This window comes from Enterobacter cloacae complex sp. P38RS (assembly GCF_014930775.1).
Lineage (GTDB): Bacteria > Pseudomonadota > Gammaproteobacteria > Enterobacterales > Enterobacteriaceae > Enterobacter > Enterobacter bugandensis.
The window spans coordinates 1-21732 of sequence record NZ_JADBRS010000015.1 but is presented as its reverse complement, the minus strand read 5'-3'; the positions used below and the strand labels follow the sequence as shown (position 1 = coordinate 21732).

Below are 21732 nucleotides of genomic sequence, written 5' to 3'. Positions count from 1 at the left end.
TCTATGTATTTGATTATGTATTCAATGAAGTGATATATAAATGAAACGAATTAATACTGTATCTTTGATAACGAAGCTGATTACGCATTCTTTTTTATTCGCAGCTACGGTGCTGACTACGGCTCACGCTGGGGGGATAGGCCTGGGCGCAACGCGTATTATTTACCCTCAGGGTGATAAACAGATTTCGTTACCTATTACGAACTCGTCTCAAAGCAATGCTTTCCTGGTGCAATCGTGGGTTGCGAACGCCGATCAATCGAAGTCCACAGACTTTATTGTCACGCCTCCACTTTTTGTTATGCATCCTAAAAAAGAAAACACCATCAGGATTATGTACGCTGGCCCAGATTTGCCGAAAGACAGAGAAAGCGTTTTTTATTTCAACAGCAAAGCTATCCCGGCCGTGGATAAAAGTAAGCTGCAGGGAAATACATTGCAGATTGCGACGCAGAGCGTCATTAAGCTTTTTATTCGCCCCAAAAAATTGCCTACCCCGTCAATTGACGCGCCAAAGGCGCTGCGCTGCACGGTCAGTAACGGCAAGTTGACCATCAAAAACGCGTCGCCTTATTACGTGTCGCTGGTGCAATTCAAAGCGGGAAACGCAAAGTTAACCAATAACATGGTTCCGCCAATGAACAGCCTGGTCGTTGATCTACCTGCCGGTAGCGGGAGCCAGGTGACGTTCCAGACCGTTAACGATTTCGGTGCTACCACCCCTGTTCAGACATGCCCTGGAGCATAATTTTCCCGGAAAAATACCGAACATAGCGCGTTGAAGCAGGCAGAGAAAAATGAAGTTTCGCAAGTATCAGACAAGGATAGTCAATCATCGTTTGGCCCCTCTCACGCTGGCCATGCTCGGCGCATTCGCATCCGTTAATGCGGATGCGGGCTATTATTTCAACCCTGCCTTTCTTTCAAGCGATCCTGCGGCGGTTGCTGATTTATCACGTTTTAGTAATGCTGGTCAGGCGCCAGGGGTCTATCGCGTGGACGTATGGCTGAATGACAATTTTTTAGCCACGCGCGACGTCACGTTTAACGTGCGCAAAAATTCAACACCTACGGATGACGATACGGGGCTGACGCCCTGCCTCTCGCGTAAGTCACTTGATGCGATGGGGGTAAATGTCGATGTCTTACCCGGTCTTAAGGACGAAAAAGCGGGCAACTGTGTCGATTTGCCGGCAGCCATTCCCGCTGCCACCACATTTTTTGATTTTGAACACCAGCGCCTGAATATCAGTATTCCGCAAGCGGCGCTGCGTAATAACGCGCGCGGGTACATTCCCCCTGAGCAATGGGACGAAGGCATTAACGCCCTGATGCTGAATTATGACTTTTCGGGTTCGCATAGTCACAATAGCGGTGATTACGGTTCGACGACAGACAACTATTTTCTGGGACTTAACAGTGGATTAAACCTGGGGCCGTGGCGGCTGCGGGATTTCTCTACATGGAGCTACAACAGCAGCGGCTCAGAGACCTACACCAACTGGGAACACATTAAAACCTATGTTGAACGTGCCGTTATCCCGCTAAAAAGCAAGCTAACAATCGGCGAGAACTATACCACTTCGGATGTCTTCGACAGCCTGCCATTCCGCGGGGTGCAGATCAATTCTGATGACAACATGCTGCCTGATAGTATGAAAGGTTTTGCGCCAACCATTCATGGGATCGCTAAATCTAACGCCCAGGTCACCATCAAACAAAACGGTTACACCATTTATCAAAGCTATGTGCCGCCCGGGGCGTTTGCCATTAACGATCTGTACCCCACCTCCTCCAGCGGTGACCTGAATGTGGAGGTCAAAGAATCTGACGGAACGATCAGCAGCTACTCTGTGCCCTATTCCGCGGTTCCGGTTTTACAGCGTGAAGGCACCGTAAAATATGCCGCCACCGCGGCCCGCTATCGCAGTAACAGCGACCAGCAGGAGGACACAAACTTTGTCCAGGGAACGCTTATCTGGGGGTTACCAAAAGGATTTACCGTCTACGGTGGTACGCAGCTGACGGAAAAATACTCTGCCTTTGCGTTGGGTACCGGGGTGAACCTGGGGAATTTTGGCGCCGTATCGGCCGATCTCACCTCCGCACAAAGCGAACTGAGCGACGGTAGCTCACATAACGGGCAGTCAATACGTTTCTTATATGCAAAATCGTTGAACGGCATGGGCACCAATTTCCAGCTGTTAGGCTATCGCTATTCCACATCCGGTTTTTATACCCTGGATGAAACCACCTATAAGCAAATGAAAGGTTATGTCGGCCAGGACGATCCCAACGACCACACCGACGACAATCAGCCCGTGTGGACCGATTATTACAATTTGTACTACACCAAACGCGGCAAGCTGCAGGCCAATATTTCCCAACAGCTGGGCACTGCCGGGTCGATTTTCCTCAACGGCAGCCAGCAAACGTACTGGCATACCGATGAAAAAAATACGCTTATTCAGCTGGGTTATAGCGGAACGGTTGCGGGCGTAACCTATAACCTGACCTACAACTACAATAAATCCCCTGGCATGAGTGAAAGCGATCGTATTTATTCTTTAACGCTCTCCTTCCCGCTCAATCTGTGGCTTCATCCAGGTGGAGATGTGACCAAACGTTTAAACAGCATTTACGCCACATACGGCATGAGCACCGATAACGACGGCAGGGTCAATAATACTGCCGGCATCAACGGAACACTGCTTGAAGACAATAACCTCAGCTACAGCGTTCAGCAGGGGTATCAGAACCAACACACTGGCGCCAGCGGAAGCATCAGCACGGAATATGATAGCGCCTACGGTAATGCGAGCCTGGGGTACAACTACAGTAACAATGGCGATTATCAACAGATCAACTACGGCCTCAGCGGCGGTATCGTCGCGCATCGCAACGGCATCACCTTAAGCCAGCCGTTGGGGGATACCAATGTCCTGATCGCCGCGCCTGGCGCAAGCAACGTGAAGGTCGAAGACGGCCCAGGGATCCATACCGACTGGCGTGGTTATGCGGTTGTGCCGTATGCCAGCGCATACCACCGTAACCGCATGGCGCTGAACACCAACTCGCTCAGCGACGATCTGGACATTGACGAGGCTGTAACCCACGTTGTTCCAACCCAGGGCGCCCTGGTTCGCGCCACCTTTAAGGCGCGCTCCGGAACGCGCGCGATGATTGCACTCATGCATAACGGGCGCCCTGTGCCCTTTGGCGCGGTTGTTACGCGCAGCGATGAAGGTGGGGACACCATCGTAGGCGATAACGGCGAAGCGTATCTGTCTGGGCTGGGCGAGACAGGGAGTCTGACAGCGCAATGGGGCGACACAGATGATAAAAAATGTGTTGCCGTTTACAAGCTAAGTGAAACAAAGCAGTCCCTCGTGCGTTTAAAAGCGGAGTGCCGATAAGTGAAAGTACGCATTATTTTTTTATTACTCAGCCTTACGGCTTCTACGCAAAGTCTGGCAGCGGTCTGCCATAACTTTGATCACAGCATTACTAACGTTAATTACGATCTGACGGCCTCGCTGACAAAAGAACAAAACCAGCTGGGGCAGGCAGTTGAACTGGTTAAATCACAGGATGTGGGCGTAAACGCCATATGTGACTATCATCCAGATGGCGATTCTCGTACCTATCGCTCATACAGGAATACCTACCCGGTGATTTTCACGGAAGACCAGTGGCAGTATATGAATCTTGACCCGATCTATATTGCAGGGGCGATGCGGATAACCGATTCCGAAATTGGTGAATATTTTCCGCCTGGAGACTATATCCATATGGGTAAAGATTACAGGGTGGATAAAGAGGATATGAACATACCTTTCCCGGTATATGACTCCAACCTGGTATTCCGGTTAAAAATTATCAAACCTTTTATCGGCACGGTCATTATCCCCAGTAAAGTGATGTTTAATGTTTATATCACCACCGAAAATACCGACCCGTTGAATGATATTGTTTATCAAATAACTTACAGCGGCGCGGTCACGGTGCCGCAAAACTGCATCATAAATGCAGGGCAAATCATTACGGTTGACCTGGGAAAACTCAACAGTTCTTCATTCACGAAAGCGGGTGAGAAACCTTCTAATGCGCCGGTAAAAACCTTTAATGTTCCCATCGAGTGTAATGCGGACGTGATTTCGCCTGCGCATCTTACGCTTCGACTGGTCGCCAACGCAGACAGCAACGTCGGCCAGGCGATCGCTACGGATAATAAAGATGTCGGCGTGGTGGTAACCAACGAAAATGGCACCGTCATGATACCTAACGACGCCTCCAGCACCGCTGATTTTATTACTGATAGTTCGGGCCATGCTGATGTCACGTTAAAAACCTACCCTATCAGCACGACAGGGAAGGCCCCGGCAGAAGGTCTGTTTACTGCGTTGGCCTGTTTACGTATCGATTTTGCGTAAGGGTGAAAAATGAGAGTCTTGTATTTTGTCGCCCTGGCGACGCTGTTCTCTGGCATAGCAACAACGTACGCCGATGAGGGTTTTACAGTTAACCTCCAGATATACGGCACAATTATCGGCGAATCGTGTGAAGTTGAGGTGAACAGTAAAGAACAAACGGTTGATTTAGGCGCATTCGATATATCTGAATTTCCCGCAACCGGAACAACGACGCCGGAAAAAGCGTTCACGATCGATCTTAAAAATTGTTCACGCGCCATTCAGGGGACAAAAATCTGGTTCAGCGGTATGCCGGATACCAATAACTCGGACCTGCTGGCGCTCAGCGACACGGGTAAAGGAACGGCTGGCGAAATGGCGACGGGCATTGGCGTAGAGCTTCTCAATGCCGGAATGAATCCGATTAAAATAAATAATACGGAATCCGAAATTTATCCCTTAAAGCAGGGAGATAATAGCCTGACGTTTAATTTACGGTACAAATCGACCCTGCCCGAGGTTACGACAGGGAATGCTACGGCCATCATGTATTTTGATCTGCTCTATCAGTAGGATGCGGAAATGAAAAAGTTTTTCACAATAATATTCACCGCGCTTTTTCTGGTGCCATTTTTTTCAGCACGTACACTGGCGCACGACGGTACAATTTATATCACTGGCGAGATTCATAAAAAGACGTGCAGTATCGCGCCTGATTCTCAGAACCTGACCGTCACAATGGACAGCGTGCAAAGTAAATATTTCACCCAGTCAGGTATGGGCGCTGATTATCATCCGTTTGCTATTAATGTGGAAAACTGTGCCGGAACAGAAGGCTCCGTCAGTATTACCTTTGACGGCACACCCGATACAGCAAACCCGGATTTACTGACGCTCATCGGCGGTGAAGGCTACGCAACCGGTATCGGCGTAGGAATTTACAACCAGGACAAGTCGCTCATCTCTATGGGAAGTAAAAGCCAGAAGACGATGATTATTCCTAATCAAAGCGACGCGACTCTCCAGTTTTACGCCCGCTATGTTGCCACCGCAAACAAGGTCACCACGGGAACGGCAAATGCGACGACAACCTTTATTCTCAATTATGCGTAAGTGTGTTTATCCGGCGAAGATCCTGCTTCTCTTTTTTCTCTCCACCATCATGCTTCAGGCGCAAGCTGGCGTGGTGATCGGCGGAACGCGGTTTGTCTATCCGGAACGTGAGAAATCGATCAGCTTTTCCGTGCGTAACCCTTCTGACGAATCGTATCTGATCTACACCAAAGTCGAGCCGGGTGGCCTGTGGACTGGGGCGGATGCCCCACACGGGGTTCAATCCGCATTTGTGGCCACGCCGCAGCTGTTCTCATTGCGTCCGCAACGCGAAAACACGATTCGGCTGATATTTACGGGAGGAAAGTTACCCGAGAACCGGGAAACGCTGTTCACGTTAAACGTTGCGGCTATCCCTTCCGCTAACCCGCACACCACGGGTGTGCAAACGGCGGTACGTTCACGCTTTAAACTTTTTTATCGGCCCACCGGGCTCACCGGCAATCCTGATGATGCTTATCAGGCCTTACGCTGGTCACGAAACAAAAATAACGTCGTTGTGAATAATCCGACGCCTTACTACATCACGCTTTATCAGCTCAGCCTCGGCGGTAAGCGCATCGCTGATGGCGGCCTTGTCGCCCCTTTTAGCGAGCGAGCGCTCGAGGGTTGTCCAGACCCAGGGGTATGCCAGGTGCGCTGGCAAGCAATTAATGACTATGGACGCATTATGCCTGTTCGTACACAGGCACTGGCATCCTAGTCCCGTCTCTCTCTTTTACGGAATAACATCAATGGAAGTTTCAACCTCCCTTCGTCGCCTTTCGCTTCTGCTGGCCGCGACCCTGACTTTCTCAGCCGCAGCGCAGGCAGAGCAAGCGACGCCACAGCAGATTGAACAAACAGGAAAAGCCGCCGAAGCGTATTTCGCCGCCCATCCTGAAAAAATGGGTGAAATTGTTTCTACCTATCTCGCTGAACATCCTGAGTTTTTAGTTGCGGCAGGGGAAAGCCTTCGCCAGCGTCAGGAGATAGCGCAGCAACAGGCCATGGTGCAAAATGTCATCCTCCATCGCGAGCAGCTGCTTGCTGGCGGCGATCCTGTTGTCGGGCCCGCCAACGCAAAAGTCGCCGTGGTGTCTTTTGTGGATGAGCAATGCGTGAACTGCAACGTCACAGAAACGCTTATCCATGCCAACCCGGATATCCGTTTTATCTTTAAAAAATTGCCTTCGGCCGGGTCGGCAAACAAAGTGTTACAGGACAATGTGAAGCTCGTGAAGCAGATCGGTTTTGCCAACGCGCCGGCGTTTGTGGTTTTACCCCAGGAAAAAGATCCGGTCATTCAGCGCATTAGCGTGATGTCAGGAAACGTCTCTTCCGATGCATTAATCATGGCGATCCAGAAAGCCAAAGGATAAGCAGGATGCCCGATGACGCGCATGAGTGCGTCATCGGGCATCGAATTACTCCGGCAACAGCCCCACAAAACTGCGTTTTTTGCGCGGCTCCGACATCAGCTCCTCAAGCTTGTCCACGCACGCCAGATAGTGCGGCGTTTGCTTATGCGCCAGCACCGCCTCTTCGTCTTTGTAGGCCTCGTAGATAAAGAACCGGGTTTTCACCCTCGGGTCCTGCAACACGTCAAAGCGCAGGTTTCCCGGCTCCTTGATTGCTCCCTCGTGGTTGGCGCGAAACACCTCCAGGAACTCGTCCACCCGCTCGGGCTTGATGTTAATCTCAACCAGCGTCACGTTCATTTTGCTTCTCCCTGTTTCTCTTCCTGCCAGAACTGGAACGCCTCCCGGGCGCTCACGTTCTCGTGAACCACTTTTTTCACCGCTTTCAGCATGGCGAGCGGCGCGCTGGACTGGAAGATATTGCGCCCCATGTCCACGCCGGACGCCCCCTGATCAATCGCTCGCCAGCACATCTCCAGCGCCTCAAGCTCCGGCAGCTTTTTGCCCCCGGCGATCACAATAGGCACCGGGCAGCTGGCGGTCACTTTTTCAAAGCCCTCGTCCACGTAGTAGGTTTTGACGAACTGCGCCCCCATCTCGGCGGCGATGCGGCTGGCGAGCGAGAAGTAGCGCGCGTCACGCGCCATCTCCTTGCCGACGCCCGTTACCGCCAGCGTTGGCATGCCGTAGCGCGCCCCTGCATCGACAAGCTTGATGATGTTGTTGATAGATTGATGCTCAAACTCGCTTCCGATGTACACCTGCGCCGCCACCGCGCAGACGTTCAGGCGCAGGGCATCTTCCATCGCCACCGCCACGCACTCGTTCGACAGCTCGCCCAGAATGGAGTTACCTCCGGAAGCGCGCAGCACCACCGGTTTGTTTGTCGCGGCGGGCACCTGGCTCCTGAGAATGCCACGGGTACACATCAGCACGTCTGTTTCACCGAACAGCGGGGCGATGGAGAGATCGATACGCTCAAGGCCGGTGGTCGGCCCCTGAAAGTAGCCGTGGTCAAAGGCCAGCATTACCGTGCGGTTGCTCTGCGGGTTAAAGATGCGCGCCAGGCGGGACTGCATGCCCCAGTCCAGCGAGCCGCAGCCCTTCAGCGTGAACGGCACATTCTGCTGCGGCGTGCCGATGCCAAAATCCTTGCCATCTTTGATGTCGTCTAAATCAGCCATTTGCTCCCCCGTCAGAAATCGTATTTGCTGATGTTTTCTTTGGTGAACACCACCCGCTCCGGCAGCAGCACGATGCCGTTGCCCTTCGCCTCATACTGATAGCCCTGCACGCTGTTCGGCTCCACCTTCAGCGCGCCGATACCTTTTACGTCCACGCTGTCGCCAGGGTTAAGATCGCCTTTTTTCAACAGACGATCGGCGACATTGACCGCAATTTTGCCCTGTTGTACGACATCCCACAGGCCGAAGGCTTTCACCGTCCCGCGCTCAACGTACGGACGCATGACGTTCGGCGTGCTGAAGCCGACAATCGCCACCCCTTCCCGCTTCAGGTTTTCCGCCGCCTGCGCCGCCGCCGGCAGGGCATTGGCGTCCGGCGCGATGATCGCGTCCAGATCCGGATACGCTTTTAAGATCCCCTCGGCGGTCTGCAGAGATTTGGTGGCGTCGTTATAGCCAAACTGGGTGGTCACGATCTGCCACTGGGGGTGATCTTTCTCGATTTTGGCCTTCGCCTCTTTCACCCACTGGTTCTGGTCGGTGACGGTTGGGCTGGAGTAGAAGAACGCCACTTTGGCATTCGGTTTGGTGACCTGCTTGCCCGCCATCTCTACCAGCAGGCCGCCGAGCTGTTCCGGCGTCCCCTGGTTGATATAAATGCTGCGGCACTCCGGTTTGGTGTCGGAATCCCAGGTCAGCACCTTCACGCCGCGCTGCATCGCGCGCTTCAGCGCCGGGCAGAGACCGTCCGGCGACACGGCGGAGACGATAATGGCGTTGTAGCCCTGGTTGACGAAGTTATTGATGAGCTGCACCTGGCCGGAAACGCTCGGCTCTGTCGGGCCATCGTAGGTCACGTCCACGCCAAGATCTTTCCCCGCCTCTTTCGCGCCGTTGCCGCCGCTGGTGAAGAAACCCACGCCCACCAGCTTGGGGATAAAGGCAATGCGGTCCGCCGCCTGCGCCGAAGCGAAGCTGAGGGCCATTGCCAGGACGAGCAGTTTTGTTTTCATCTTACGCTCCGGATAGTTTTCTGAAGAGAGATCGCACCCATTCGCGGTGCAGACTTAGCGAACGTCCCATCACCACCACAACCAGCAGCGCCCCAGACAGCGCGCTCGACACCTGGTTGGGGATGCCGACCATCTGTAATCCCTGCTGGAGATACCCCACCAGCAGCGCCGCCAGCGCCGTACCCAGCACCGACCCTGACCCCCCGTAAATATTTGCCCCGCCGAGTACGGCGGCGGTGAGTGCGGGCATCAGCAAATCGCGCCCCAGATCCGAACGCGCAGAGCCGAAATAGGAGACCATCACCAGCGCGGCCACCGCCGACGCCACGCCGACCAGACCGTACAGCGCGTAGGGCATGCCATTCACCGAAAGCGCCGCATAGCGCGCCGCACGCGGGTTTTGCCCAATCAAAAACAGATGGCGGCCAAAGCGCCCGCGATGGGTAATCAGCCAGAAGAAGGCGGTAATCACCGCGAACAGCACCAGCGGGATCGGCAGCCCCAGCACCGTGAGGTTAGCGAACGCGGTAAAACCGTCCGGGAAGCCGCCGATGCCCTCGTAGCCCGTCGCCCCTGCCATACCGGAGAGCAGCAGCGCGCCGCCGCCGTAGAGGTAGAGCGTGCCGAGGGTAATAACTAAAGGGCTAATGCCGGTGTAGTGGATCAGCGCCGCATTCACCAGCCCACACAGCAGGCCAAGCAGCAGCGTCAGCGGAACGGCGATCGTCATGGGCCACCCCGCCTGCATCATCACCCCCAGCGCGATGGCGCACAGGCCGATGGTGGAGCCCAGCGAAATGTCGATCCCGCCGCTGATAATCACCAGCGTCAGCGGCAGCGCCACGATGCCGATGCAGATGAAATCGCTGGTGCTGAACAGCAGCATGTTAACGTCGAGCATGCGCGGGTTAATGGCGCCGAAGAGCAGGATCTCCAGCACCAGCAATATCAGCAGCGCGCTTTCCCAGTTGAGCCTCATTTACGCCACCTCTTTGTTGCGTTTGGGAAAGGGGGTGACGTGCTTTCCCCCTCTGTTGCCAGGCTGGAACCGGCCGTACTTCAGCGCCCGCTGATGGCGTGACAGCGCCTGGCGCAGCCGCCCGTCGAGCACCAGCACGCCCAGCAGCACCAGCCCGGCGATGAAGTCGTTCCACCACGCCGGTAGCCTGAACAGCACCAGCACGGTGTCGATTTGAGTCAGGAAGAACGCGCCGAGGAACGCACCGACCAGCGTGCCGGTGCCGCCCAGCAGCGAAATGCCGCCGAGCACGCAGGCGGCAATGGCCTTCATCTCCAGCCCGCTGCCGGTCTGGTTGGGCACAAAGCCGATCTGCGCGGCAAAGACAATCCCGGCGCAGGCCGCCAGCATGCCGTTGAGGGTGAAGGCGATCATGCGCGTGCGGTTCACCGCCACGCCCAGCTGGCGCGCGGCGCCGAGGTTATCCCCCACCGCGTAAAAATCACGCCCGAACGCGGTGCGCGATAGCCCCCACGCGCCAACGACAACGAGAATCAACACTCCCACGCCGAGCGGTGAAATGCCGATGGCGGCAGGCTCGGAGAGAGATTTCAGCCCCGGCGGCAGCCCCTCAATCCACTTTCCGCCCGTCCAGAGCAGCATCGCTCCGCGGTACAGCCCCAGCGTGCCGAGGGTGGCGACAATCGCCGGAATGCGCAGCCCCACCACCAGAAAACCGTTGAACGCCCCCGCCAGCGCGCCAATCGACAGCGCAAAAAGTATCGATACCGGCAGGCTGTAGCCACCGTTGAGCGCCACGCCGACGGCAATCGCGGACAACCCGACGGTCGAGCCCACGGAGACGTCGATATTGCGGGTCAGCATCACCAGCGCCGCACCGATGGCCAGCAGGATCAGGATCTGCGCGCTGGCGAAGATCATCCCCAGCGTTTGCAGGCTGAAGTAGGACGGATTCAGCGCCACCAGCACGGCGAACAGCGCCAGAATGGCAAGAAACGCGCTCAGCTCGCGGTTTTTGAGTAAGATCTTCATGATTGTCCTCCAAACGCCAGCGCCATCATCCGATCGAGACTGACGGCGTGGCGCGGCAGCTCGCCGCTGAGTACGCCCTGATGCATCACCAGCACACGGTCCGCGAGGCCGGGAAATTCATCGAGATCGCTTGAGATCATCAGCACCGCAACATTCTGCGCCGCCACGCTTTTAATGAGCTGGTAGATATCGGCACGCGCCGACACGTCCACGCCGCGCGTCGGCTCATCGACGATCAGCAATAAAGGATTGGCCTCCAGACAGCGCGCCAGCAGCACCTTCTGCTGGTTGCCGCCGGAGAGCGTGCGCACGGTTTGATCCGCATGATTGAGCTTGATCCCCAGCGCCCGGTGATAGCGCTCCACCACCGCAGACTCCCGCTTTCGCTGCTGCCAGAGCGACGGCTCGTTCAGCGCCACCGTGTTCCAGCGGACAGGCGCGTCGAGAAACAGGCCGGACACCTGCCTGTCTTCCGGCAGATAAACCAGCCCTTTTTCCAGACGTAAACCCACCGGATCGGAGGTGATCTCCCGGCTCTCCAGCCACACCCGCCCGCCGCGTACGGGACGCAGGCCATAGAGCGTTTCGGCAAACTCGGTGCGCCCGGATCCGACCAGTCCGGCAAGGCCGACGATCTCCCCGGCGTAAATCTCCAGGCTGAGATCGATAAAGCCCTCTCCGGTGAGATCTTCCACGCGCAGCACCGGAAAATCCTGCGGCTGGGTGCGGCGATTTCCCGGCAGCGCCAGCCACAGCTTTTGCGCATCGCTTAAGCCTTTCTCGCGGCTGACCGGCGTCATGGCGGCGATCAGGGCGCTGTCGTCAAACTGGGCGGTTTCGCCGCTGAGCACCACCGCGCCGTCGCGCATCACCGAAACGTGGCTCGACAGCGTGCGGATTTCCGGCAGCTTATGCGAGATAAAGACAATCCCGACGCCGAGCGCCTGTAAGGCGCGGATCTGGCGAAACAGCCGTTCGGTTTCGCCGGGCGTCAGCGAGGCCGTGGGCTCGTCGAGGATCAGAATTCTGGCGTTGCGCATCAGCCCGCGAAGGATCTCAACCATCTGCTGGTCCGCCACTTCCAGGGTGCTGGCCGTTGCGTCGAGATTAAGCTGACATTGCAGCTGCTGGAGTTTCTCCGCCAGCCGCTTTTCCCGATCGCGCTCTCGCGGCAGGCGGAACAGGATGTTTTCCCGCACGGTCAGGTTGGGGAAAAGCAGAGGCTCCTGCGGTACCAGATAAATGCCTAACCGATGCGCCTGCGCCGGGGTAAGCCGTGCAAAAGACTCGCCCGCAACCGAAAGTTCACCGCTATCCGGCGTTTCCACCCCAGCGATGATCTTCATTAGCGTCGATTTTCCCGCGCCGTTACCGCCCATCAGCGCGTGCACCTGCCCCGCAAGCAGCGTGAAATCAATGCCTTTTAAGACCGGCACGCCTGAGAACTGCTTGCTGATATTTCGCGCGTTGAGAAGTGGTGTCATCATCGCTCCGCTATTGAACAAATGATTTTTAGATTTAATAATGTTCAAAAGCGTAGACGGTGAACTATATTTACAACCGTGCAGGGATCACAGTTTTATCGATTGAGATTCAGATTAACCAGAAACGATCTAAAAGATCCGTTTTGCCGCGTGGCTCACATTTTCACGCCGCGCTATTACGAACATATGATCTAAATTTTTATAAGAGTTCAATTATGAGCGATAAACGCACTGCGGAAGAAGGACGGTTTGCCGGGCTGGCACTGGCGGAAGAGGAGCTGGTGGCGCGCGTCGCCTGGTGCTACTACCACGACGGGCTGACCCAGAATGATATCGGCGAACGGCTCGGTCTGCCGCGCCTGAAGATCTCCCGCCTGCTGGAGAAAGGCCGCCAGTCGGGGGTGATCCGCGTGCAGATCAACTCCCGCTACGAGGGCTGCCTGTCGCTGGAAACCGAGCTTCAGCAGCGCTTTGGGCTGAAGCTGGTGCGCGTGATGCCTGCTTTAAACACCCCGCCGATGAACGTGCGGCTGGGCATTGGCGCGGCGCAGTCGCTGATGGGCGTGCTGGAGCCCGGCCAGCTGCTGGCGGTGGGGTTCGGTGAAACCACCATGAGCAGCCTGCAACACTTAAGCGGTTTTATCAGCTCGCAGCAGATCCGCCTGGTGACGCTTTCCGGCGGCGTGGGGCCGTATATGACCGGTATCGGCCAGCTGGATGCGGCCTGTAGCGTCAGCATGATCCCCGCCCCGCTTCGCGTCTCATCTGCGGAAGTCGCCGGGATCTTAAAACGTGAGACCAGCGTTCGGGACGTGATCCTCGCCGCGACCGCCGCTGACGTGGCGGTGGTCGGCATTGGTTCCGTGAACCAGCGCCGTGACGCGACCATACTGCGCTCCGGCTATATCAGCGAAGGTGAACAGCTGATGTACGCCCGTAAAGGGGCGGTGGGCGATATTCTCGGTTATTTCCTTAACGCCGAAGGGGAATGCGTCGAGGGGCTGGAGATCCACAAAGAATTACTCGGCGTCACGCTCGATGAACTGGCGCAGCTGCCCACCATCGTCGGCGTGGCCGGAGGGGAAGAGAAAGCCGATGCGATTTATGCCGCACTGAAAGGTCGCCGTATTAATGGCCTGGTGACGGAAGAGACGACAGCCCGCGCGGTGCTGGCTCTGGCCGAATAAGAGTCGCCCTGCGCTAATAGCGAGGCAAGCTCATGAGTTACCTTTTAGCGTTAGATGCAGGGACAGGCAGCGTTCGCGCCGTAATTTTCGATTTGCAGGGCAACCAGATTGCCGTCGGCCAGGCCGAGTGGAAGCACCTGAGCGTGGAGAACGTGCCGGGGTCGATGGAGTTCGATCTCGACACCAACTGGCAGCTGGCCTGCCGGTGCATTCAGCAGGCGCTGGAGCGCGCGCGCCTAAGCGCGGCGGATATTCAGTCCGTCGCCTGCTGTTCGATGCGCGAAGGGATCGTGCTGTACGACCGCAGCGGCGAGGCCATCTGGGCCTGCGCCAACGTCGACGCCCGCGCCAGCCGCGAGGTGGCTGAACTCAAAGAGATCCACGACTACCGTTTTGAATCCGAAGTGTATGACGTTTCCGGCCAGACGCTTGCCCTTAGCGCCATGCCGCGCCTGCTCTGGCTGGCGCATCATCGCCCGGACATCTACCGCAAGGCCGCGACCATCACCATGATCAGCGACTGGCTGGCGGCAAAGCTCTCCGGCGAGCTGGCGGTCGATCCGTCTAACGCGGGCACCACCGGCATGCTGGATCTCTTTTCACGCGACTGGCGTCCGGCGCTGCTCGACATGGCCGGGCTGCGCGCCGATATTCTCTCGCCGGTAAAAGAGACCGGCACCGTGCTGGGGGCCATCACGAAAGAAGCCGCACAGCAGAGCGGTTTACGCGAGGGCACGCCGGTAGTGATGGGCGGCGGCGACGTGCAGCTGGGCTGCCTGGGGCTGGGCGTGGTCCGCGCCGGACAAACGGCGGTGCTGGGCGGCACCTTCTGGCAGCAGGTGGTTAACCTGCCGCAGGTGCGCACCGACCCTGAGATGAACATCCGCGTGAACCCGCACGTTATCCCCGGCATGGCACAGGCGGAGTCGATCAGCTTCTTTACCGGGCTGACCATGCGCTGGTTCCGCGACGCCTTTTGCGCCGAAGAGAAGCTGATTGCCGAGCGGATGGGGATGGACACCTATTCCCTGCTGGAAGAGATGGCGGGCCGCGTACCCGCTGGCTCCCACGGCGTAATGCCAATCTTCTCCGACGCGATGCATTTTAAGCAGTGGTACCACGCTGCGCCGTCGTTTATTAACCTCTCCATCGACCCGGAAAAGTGCAACAAAGCGACGCTGTTCCGCGCCCTGGAGGAGAACGCGGCAATCGTCTCGGCCTGTAACCTGACGCAGATTTCGCGCTTCTCCGGCGTGACGTTTGATAGCCTGGTGTTTGCGGGCGGCGGCGCAAAGGGCGCCCTGTGGAGCCAGATTTTAAGCGACGTCACCGGCCTGCCGGTGCGCGTGCCGGAAGTCAAAGAGGCAACGGCGCTCGGCTGCGCCATTGCCGCCGGAACGGGTGCGGGGATGTTTGCGGATATGGCCTCGACGGGCGAGCGTCTGGTGAAGTGGAGCCGCGAGTTTACGCCAAACCCGCAGCACCGGGAGCTATACGACAGCATGATGGAGAAGTGGCAGGCGGTGTACGCGGATCAGCTCGGGCTGGTGGACAGCGGGCTGACCACGGCGATGTGGCAGGCGCCGGGGTTAGCGCGGGCAGCGACGCCGTAAATAACGCCGGATGGCGCTGCGCTTATCCGTCCTGGGGTTTTGTAGCCCCGGTAAGCGTAGCGCCACCGGGGAAGTTCTTTGAGATCTATCACAATCATTCGATCCCGCTTTTACCTTTCTGCTGCCGCTGGCTAAATTAGTAACTCATCCGACCACATAACAATAATTTTACACTGGAAGAGACTATGAGCCGCTACCCGTCGCTATTCGCTCCCCTCGATCTGGGGTTTACCACCCTTAAAAACCGCGTGTTGATGGGCTCGATGCACACCGGGCTGGAAGAGCGCCCGGACGGAGCCGAGCGCCTGGCAGCCTTCTATGCCGAACGCGCCCGCCACGGGGTGGCGCTGATTGTCACCGGCGGCGTAGCCCCTGCCCCTTCAGGCGTGACGATGGAGGGCGGCGCAGTCCTGAATGATGCGACACAGCTGCCGCATCACCGCATTGTCACGGACGCGGTGCATAACGAAGGCGGCAAAATCGCCCTGCAAATTCTGCATACCGGGCGCTACAGCTATCAGCCAAAGCTGGTTGCGCCATCGGCTATTCAGGCGCCGATTAACCGCTTTACCCCTCACGCCCTCAGCCACGACGAGATCCTGGCGCTGATCGACGATTTTGCCCGCTGCGCCGCGCTGGCGCGTGAGGCGGGCTACGACGGCGTGGAGGTGATGGGCTCTGAAGGCTATCTGATTAACGAATTCCTCGCCGCCCGCACCAACCAGCGCGACGACGAATGGGGCGGCGACTATGCCCGTCGGATGCGCTTTGCCGTGGAGGTGGTGCGCGCGGTGCGCGAACGTGCGGGCGCGGACTTTATTATTATCTTCCGCCTGTCGATGCTCGACCTGGTGGAGGGCGGCGGCACCTTCGACGAAACCGTGCAGCTGGCGCAGGCGATTGAAGCCGCAGGTGCCACCATCATCAACACCGGGATTGGCTGGCACGAAGCGCGCATCCCGACCATCGCCACGCCGGTGCCGCGCGCGGCGTTCAGCTGGGTAACGCGCAAGCTGAAAGGCAAAGTCTCCGTTCCGCTGGTCACCACTAACCGCATTAACGACCCGCAGGTGGCGGACGATGTGATCTCCCGCGGCGACGCCGATATGGTCTCGATGGCGCGTCCGTTCCTCGCGGATGCCGAACTGCTCTCCAAAGCGCAAAGCGGCCGTGCGGATGAGATCAACACCTGCATCGGCTGTAACCAGGCCTGTCTGGATCAGATCTTCGCCGGCAAAGTCACCTCATGCCTGGTGAACCCCCGCGCCTGCCATGAAACCAAAATGCCGGTGGTTGCAACGGTCAATAAAAAACGCCTGGCCGTGGTGGGCGCTGGCCCCGCTGGGCTGGCGTTTGCGGTGAATGCCGCCTCGCGCGGGCACAGCGTGACGCTGTTTGATGCCGCCGGTGAAATTGGCGGGCAGTTTAATATCGCCAAACAGATCCCCGGCAAAGAGGAGTTCTATGAAACCCTGCGCTACTACCGCCGGATGATCGATCTGACGGGTGTTGATCTGCGGCTTAACCAGCTTGTCAGCGCGGCGGATCTGATCGGTTTCGACGAGGTGATCCTCGCGAGCGGGATCGCACCGCGCACGCCTGCGATCGAGGGCATCGATCATCCGAAGGTGTTGAGCTATCTGGACGTATTGCGTGACAAAGCGCCTGTTGGCGAGAAGGTGGCGATTATCGGCTGCGGCGGGATCGGCTTTGATACCGCGATGTATTTAAGCCAGCCGGGCGAGGCCACCAGCCAGAACATCGCCGAGTTTTGCGTAGAATGGGGCATTGATACCAGCCTGAGCCAGTCCGGCGGATTACGGCCGGAAGGGCCGCAGCTGCCGAAAAGCCCGCGCCAGATCGTGATGCTCCAGCGTAAGGCCAGCAAGCCGGGTGAAGGGCTGGGCAAAACCACGGGCTGGATCCACCGCGCCACCCTGCTCTCGCGCGGGGTGAAGATGATCCCGGGGGTGAGCTACCAGAAGATCGACGACGACGGGCTGCATGTGCTGATCGGTGGTGAACCGCAGCTGCTGCGCGTGGATCATGTGATTTTGTGCGCCGGACAGGAGCCGAAGCGCGATCTGGCCGATCCGCTGCGCGAAGCGGGTAAAACGGTGCATTTGATCGGCGGGTGCGACGTGGCGATGGAGCTGGATGCGCGGCGGGCGATTGCGCAGGGCACCCAGCTTGCACTGGTTATTTAGCGACGGCGACCCAGCTTCACCGCTTTCAGCACCACAAACTTGTTATTGGTCGCAATAGTGACGCAGTTGCCGAAAATCTTCTTCAGCTTGTGGAAGTAGTCCAGGTGGCGGTTCGCCACGATATACAGCTCGCCGTTGATTTTCAGGCAGCGGCGAGCGTGGTGGAACATCTCCCACGCGACGTTATCCGTCAGGGCGTGCTTCTGGTGGAACGGCGGGTTGCAGAACACGGCGTTGAAGCGGAAAGGCTCAACGCCGGAGAGCGCGTTGTTGATCATAAATTCGCAGCGATCCACCGCTTCCGGCATGTTGGTTTCTACGTTCAGACGGCTGGAGGCCACCGCCATCGGCGACTCGTCGCTGAACACCACGCTGGCTTCCGGATTCTTCGCCAGCAGCGTCAGGCCAATCACGCCATTGCCGCAGCCCAGATCGACAATCTCCCCTTCCAGGTTTTCCGGCAGGTGCTCCATAAAGAAACGCGCCCCAATATCCAGCCCGGTGCGGGAGAAAACGTTCGCATGGTTATGGATGGTCCAGTCGGTGCCTTCCAGTTTCCAGCTCAGCGTCTCCGGCGCGTCGGCCAGCTCCGGTGCGCTGAAGGTGCAGTTGATCAGGCGCGCTTTTTTCCAGGCCAGCGTGGTTGTGGTCGGGCCGAGCACTTTCTCGAACAGCTCCAGCGTTGAGGTGTGAATATCGCGCGCTTTGGCACCCGCAATGATGCGGGTTTCCGGCGTGACGACTTTGCGCAGCGCGCGCAGCTGCTGCTCCAGCAGCGCCATGGTTTTTGGCACCTTGATCAGCACCACGTCCGGCGCCTGCGGGTAGTCCGCGGTGCTGTCGAGGAACTTCACGCTGGACTCGTCGATGTCGTTATGGCGCAGGTTTTCACGCGTCGCCAGTTCGCTCAGGTAGGAATCGCCAATGCTGTAAGGCGTGTGCTCTGCCAGGGCGCAGCCCAGGGCACCAAACGCGTCATTCAGGATCAAAACCGGGCCGCGGATTTCAGTCTCATCCAACTGCTGCAGCAGATATTCATCCGCCGCTTCCCACGCCTGAAGCGGGTTTACGTCGTCCGTTTCCGGAAAACGTTTAAGGTTGAGTGAACGGAAACCGTTGTCTAAGTGGCTCATCGGCCCTCCTGAATGGTAAAATTTGGCGTATCCCTGAAAAGGGTGCGTGAGTATACCCGTTTTCGCATTAATTTGGGCTTTTGATGAACCAACTTACTTATCTCCAGGGCTATCCGGAGCATTTACTTTCCCAGGTTCGCAGCCTGATTGCCGAGCAGAAGCTGGGCGCGGTGCTGGAAAAACGCTACCCCGGCACGCACGATTTCGCGACCGATAAGGCCCTCTGGCAGTATACGCAGGATCTGAAAAGCCGATATCTAAAGAGCGCGCCGCCGATCAACAAGGTGATGTACGACAACAAGATCCACGTGCTGAAAAACGCGCTCGGCCTGCACACCGCCATCTCCCGCGTGCAGGGCGGCAAGCTAAAGGCTAAGGCGGAGATCCGCGTGGCGACGGTTTTCCGTAACGCGCCGGAAGCCTTTCTGCGGATGATCGTAGTGCATGAGCTGGCGCACCTGAAAGAGAAAGAGCACGACAAAGCGTTCTATTCCCTGTGCTGCCACATGGAGCCGCAGTATCACCAGCTGGAGTTTGATACCCGCCTGTGGCTTACGCATTTATCGTTAAATGGTAATGCGGAATAGCGCACTGGTTTTGCAATAATCCCGTGCTACAGTGGCTAAAGGTTCCCCGCTACGGAGTACGTAAACGTTTATGATACGTTTCGCAGTCATTGGAACGAACTGGATCACGCGCCAGTTCGTCGACGCCGCCCACGAAACCGGCAAACTTAAACTCACCGCAGTCTATTCCCGCAGCCTTGAGCAGGCGCAGAGCTTTGCTAACGACTACCTCGTCGAGCATCTCTTCACCTCCCTGGATGAAATGGCGCAAAGCGACGCCATTGACGCGGTCTATATCGCCAGCCCGAACTCCCTGCACTTTCCGCAAACGGCGCTGTTTCTCGGCCACAAAAAGCACGTGATTTGCGAGAAGCCGCTGGCCTCCAATATTGAGGAAGTGGAAGCGGCCATTGCGCTTGCCCGCGAAAACCAGGTGGTGCTGTTCGAAGCGTTCAAAACCGCCAGCCTGCCGAATTTCCTTCTGCTGCAGCAGTCCCTGCCGAAAGTTGGCAAAGTGCGCAAAGCCTTTATCAACTACTGCCAGTATTCGTCGCGCTATCAGCGCTATCTGGACGGCGAGAATCCGAATACCTTTAACCCGGCCTTCTCAAACGGCTCGATTATGGATATCGGTTTTTACTGCCTGGCCTCTGCCGTGGCCCTGTGGGGCGAGCCGCACGGCGTTACGGCCACCGCCAGCCTGCTGGAGAGCGGCGTGGATGCACACGGTTTGGTGGTGCTGGATTACGGTGATTTTAGCGTCACGCTGCAGCACTCCAAGGTGAGCGATTCCGTGTTGCCGAGCGAAATTCAGGGCGAAGCCGGCTCGCTGGTTATCGAGAAGATCTCCGAATGCCAGAAGGTGAGCTTCGTGCCGCGCGGCGGCAAAGCGCAGGAACTGACGCAGCCTCAGCATATTAACACTATGCTCTATGAGGCAGAGGTCTTCGCCCGTCTGGTGGAAGACAACGAAGTGAATCACCCAGGCCTTGCGGTAAGCCGCACCACGGCGAAGCTGCAAACCGAGATCCGCCGTCAGACCGGCGTGGTGTTCCCGGCAGACGGCGTGAGCGCGGAAGCGATCGCGTAAAGCTGTGTAATGAAACGGCGCAGGCCATTGACGAAACCGATGGTCTGACATATTTTGTTACCTGCAAAGGGGAGTAACTTCTTCGCCGGTGGATCGTCATTACGATGCGTTAAATATGCATCCGGTCGCCGGGCAACCTTCGTGGTTGTAAGTGAGACCTTGCCGGAAGGCGAGGTCTATGCATAAAAAGCTAACGGCTATCGTCTTCTGACCATGGCCGTTTTTGTTTTTTATGTGTAAGGAAAATAGTATGCATTCTGTCGGCACTCCAATGCTGTGGGGCGGATTCGCAGTTGTCGTGCTCATCATGCTGGCGATCGACCTCTTTTTGCAGGGTCGTCGCGGCGAGCACGGCATGAGCGTTAAGCAGGCCGCCGTCTGGTCGCTGGTCTGGGTTACCCTCTCACTCCTCTTTTGCGCCGCCTTCTGGTGGTATCTGGCCTCGACTGAAGGCCGTGCGGTGGCCGATCCTCAGGCGCTCGCCTTCCTCACCGGTTATCTGATTGAAAAAGCCCTGGCGGTTGATAACGTCTTCGTCTGGCTGATGCTGTTCAGCTACTTTGCTGTGCCTGCAGCCCTGCAGCGCCGCGTGCTGGTCTACGGCGTGCTGGGTGCCATCATCCTGCGTACCATCATGATCTTCGCCGGCAGCTGGCTGATTACCCAGTTCGAATGGTTGCTGTACGTGTTCGGCGCGTTCCTGCTGTTTACCGGGGTCAAGATGGCGCTGGCGAAAGAAGACGATACCGGTATCGGCGATAAGCCGCTGGTGAAGTGGATCCGCGGCCATCTGCGCATGACGGACAAGATCGAGAGCGAACACTTCTTCGTGCGTAAGAACGGTCTGCTGTTTGCCACCCCGCTTCTGCTGGTGCTGATTCTGGTCGAGCTGAGCGATGTGATTTTCGCGGTAGACAGCATCCCGGCAATCTTCGCGGTGACGACCGATCCGTTCATCGTGCTGACCTCTAACCTGTTTGCGATCCTCGGTCTGCGCGCGATGTACTTCCTGCTGGCAGGCGCGGCAGAGCGCTTCTCGATGCTGAAGTATGGTCTGTCGGTGATTCTGGTGTTTATCGGTATCAAGATGCTGATCGTGGATTTCTACCACATCCCGATCGCCATTTCGCTTGGCGTGGTGTTCGGCATTCTGCTGGTGACGCTGGTTATCAATACCTGGGTTAACCGCCAGCACGATAAAAAGCAGCAGGCGGAGTAATCCCCTCACCCTAACCCTCTCCTCATGTACGGTCCGGGGACATAGTGAACACTTGTTCGGGGACATGGTAGACACTTACAACTGAGGCATAAGAACCCGT

General features: G+C 57.2%; 20 protein-coding genes. 13 read left to right on the top strand and 7 right to left on the bottom strand.

All coding sequences use genetic code 11. The features are described 5' to 3' along the window. Nucleotides 1-40 precede the first annotated feature (40 nt). Genes IM303_RS16690 through IM303_RS16660 form a run of 7 tightly spaced genes read left to right on the top strand, consistent with a single transcriptional unit; the run spans nucleotide 41 to nucleotide 6886 of the window. Nucleotides 41-748, top strand: a complete 708-nt coding sequence (locus IM303_RS16690; protein WP_028014483.1) for a fimbria/pilus periplasmic chaperone — start codon at nucleotides 41-43, stop codon at nucleotides 746-748. Nucleotides 749-797: 49 nt separating this feature from the next. Then, complete coding sequence (locus IM303_RS16685) at nucleotides 798-3416, top strand: fimbrial biogenesis usher protein (RefSeq protein ID WP_047367093.1); 2619 nt, start codon at nucleotides 798-800, stop codon at nucleotides 3414-3416. Then, a complete protein-coding gene (locus IM303_RS16680) occupies nucleotides 3417-4433 on the top strand; it encodes a fimbrial protein (protein ID WP_049000025.1) in 1017 nt (338 codons plus the stop codon). A 9-nt stretch (nucleotides 4434-4442) separates the two neighbouring features. Next, the gene (locus IM303_RS16675; RefSeq protein WP_049000026.1) at nucleotides 4443-4985 is read left to right on the top strand and encodes a fimbrial protein; all 543 of its coding nucleotides are present in this window, start codon (nucleotides 4443-4445) and stop codon (nucleotides 4983-4985) included. Nucleotides 4986-4994: 9 nt separating this feature from the next. After that, nucleotides 4995-5525, top strand: coding sequence for a fimbrial protein (locus IM303_RS16670; RefSeq protein WP_049000027.1), 531 nt, complete (start codon nucleotides 4995-4997; stop codon nucleotides 5523-5525). Then, nucleotides 5491-6228, top strand: a complete 738-nt coding sequence (locus IM303_RS16665; protein WP_074171846.1) for a molecular chaperone — start codon at nucleotides 5491-5493, stop codon at nucleotides 6226-6228. The genes IM303_RS16670 and IM303_RS16665 overlap by 35 nt, the downstream gene beginning before the upstream one ends. 31 nt (nucleotides 6229-6259) lie before the next feature. Then, entirely contained in the window at nucleotides 6260-6886 is a 627-nt protein-coding gene (locus IM303_RS16660; protein ID WP_049137050.1) for a hypothetical protein, read from the top strand. Between the two features lie 45 nt (nucleotides 6887-6931). Here the strand turns inward: IM303_RS16660 and lsrG are convergent, their stop codons facing one another. The 6 genes from lsrG to lsrA are packed head-to-tail and all read right to left on the bottom strand — an operon-like array spanning nucleotide 6932 to nucleotide 12617. Next, entirely contained in the window at nucleotides 6932-7225 is a 294-nt protein-coding gene (gene lsrG, locus IM303_RS16655; protein WP_003862606.1) for a (4S)-4-hydroxy-5-phosphonooxypentane-2,3-dione isomerase, read from the bottom strand. Continuing rightward, nucleotides 7222-8109, bottom strand: coding sequence for a 3-hydroxy-5-phosphonooxypentane-2,4-dione thiolase (lsrF, locus tag IM303_RS16650; protein WP_028014491.1), 888 nt, complete (start codon nucleotides 8107-8109; stop codon nucleotides 7222-7224). The genes lsrG and lsrF overlap by 4 nt, the downstream gene beginning before the upstream one ends. Before the next feature lie 11 nt (nucleotides 8110-8120). Further along, nucleotides 8121-9122 carry an autoinducer 2 ABC transporter substrate-binding protein LsrB gene (lsrB, locus tag IM303_RS16645; protein ID WP_047367089.1) on the bottom strand — a complete coding sequence of 334 codons (1002 nt, stop codon included), beginning with the start codon at nucleotides 9120-9122 and terminating at the stop codon, nucleotides 8121-8123. Nucleotide 9123: 1 nt separating this feature from the next. Then, a complete protein-coding gene (gene lsrD, locus IM303_RS16640; protein ID WP_047367088.1) occupies nucleotides 9124-10101 on the bottom strand; it encodes an autoinducer 2 ABC transporter permease LsrD in 978 nt (325 codons plus the stop codon). After that, the gene (lsrC, locus tag IM303_RS16635; protein ID WP_049000033.1) at nucleotides 10102-11133 is read right to left on the bottom strand and encodes an autoinducer 2 ABC transporter permease LsrC; all 1032 of its coding nucleotides are present in this window, start codon (nucleotides 11131-11133) and stop codon (nucleotides 10102-10104) included. Continuing rightward, a complete protein-coding gene (gene lsrA / locus IM303_RS16630; protein WP_049000035.1) occupies nucleotides 11130-12617 on the bottom strand; it encodes an autoinducer 2 ABC transporter ATP-binding protein LsrA in 1488 nt (495 codons plus the stop codon). The genes lsrC and lsrA overlap by 4 nt, the downstream gene beginning before the upstream one ends. A gap of 215 nt (nucleotides 12618-12832) precedes the next feature. Between lsrA and lsrR the strand changes: the two genes are divergently transcribed. From lsrR to IM303_RS16615, 3 genes are all read left to right on the top strand, one after another. Continuing rightward, complete coding sequence (gene lsrR / locus IM303_RS16625; protein ID WP_049000036.1) at nucleotides 12833-13804, top strand: transcriptional regulator LsrR; 972 nt, start codon at nucleotides 12833-12835, stop codon at nucleotides 13802-13804. Between the two features lie 32 nt (nucleotides 13805-13836). Further along, nucleotides 13837-15417 carry an autoinducer-2 kinase gene (lsrK, locus tag IM303_RS16620; protein WP_193360100.1) on the top strand — a complete coding sequence of 527 codons (1581 nt, stop codon included), beginning with the start codon at nucleotides 13837-13839 and terminating at the stop codon, nucleotides 15415-15417. 185 nt (nucleotides 15418-15602) lie between these two features. Next, the gene (locus IM303_RS16615) at nucleotides 15603-17624 is read left to right on the top strand and encodes an NADPH-dependent 2,4-dienoyl-CoA reductase (protein WP_028014498.1); all 2022 of its coding nucleotides are present in this window, start codon (nucleotides 15603-15605) and stop codon (nucleotides 17622-17624) included. Here the strand turns inward: IM303_RS16615 and rlmG are convergent. Beyond that, entirely contained in the window at nucleotides 17621-18757 is a 1137-nt protein-coding gene (rlmG, locus tag IM303_RS16610) for a 23S rRNA (guanine(1835)-N(2))-methyltransferase RlmG (protein ID WP_193360099.1), read from the bottom strand. The two genes, IM303_RS16615 and rlmG, sit on opposite strands and share 4 nt — an antisense overlap. A gap of 83 nt (nucleotides 18758-18840) precedes the next feature. On the opposite strand from rlmG, the gene IM303_RS16605 reads away from it, so the two are divergent. From IM303_RS16605 to IM303_RS16595, 3 genes are all read left to right on the top strand, one after another. Beyond that, nucleotides 18841-19344: a YgjP-like metallopeptidase domain-containing protein gene (locus IM303_RS16605; RefSeq protein ID WP_193066168.1), complete on the top strand. Its 504-nt coding sequence runs from the start codon at nucleotides 18841-18843 to the stop codon at nucleotides 19342-19344. 70 nt (nucleotides 19345-19414) lie between these two features. Next, entirely contained in the window at nucleotides 19415-20413 is a 999-nt protein-coding gene (locus tag IM303_RS16600; protein WP_193360098.1) for a Gfo/Idh/MocA family protein, read from the top strand. A gap of 250 nt (nucleotides 20414-20663) precedes the next feature. Beyond that, nucleotides 20664-21632 carry a TerC family protein gene (locus IM303_RS16595; RefSeq protein ID WP_063438525.1) on the top strand — a complete coding sequence of 323 codons (969 nt, stop codon included), beginning with the start codon at nucleotides 20664-20666 and terminating at the stop codon, nucleotides 21630-21632. Nucleotides 21633-21732: the final 100 nt, after the last annotated feature.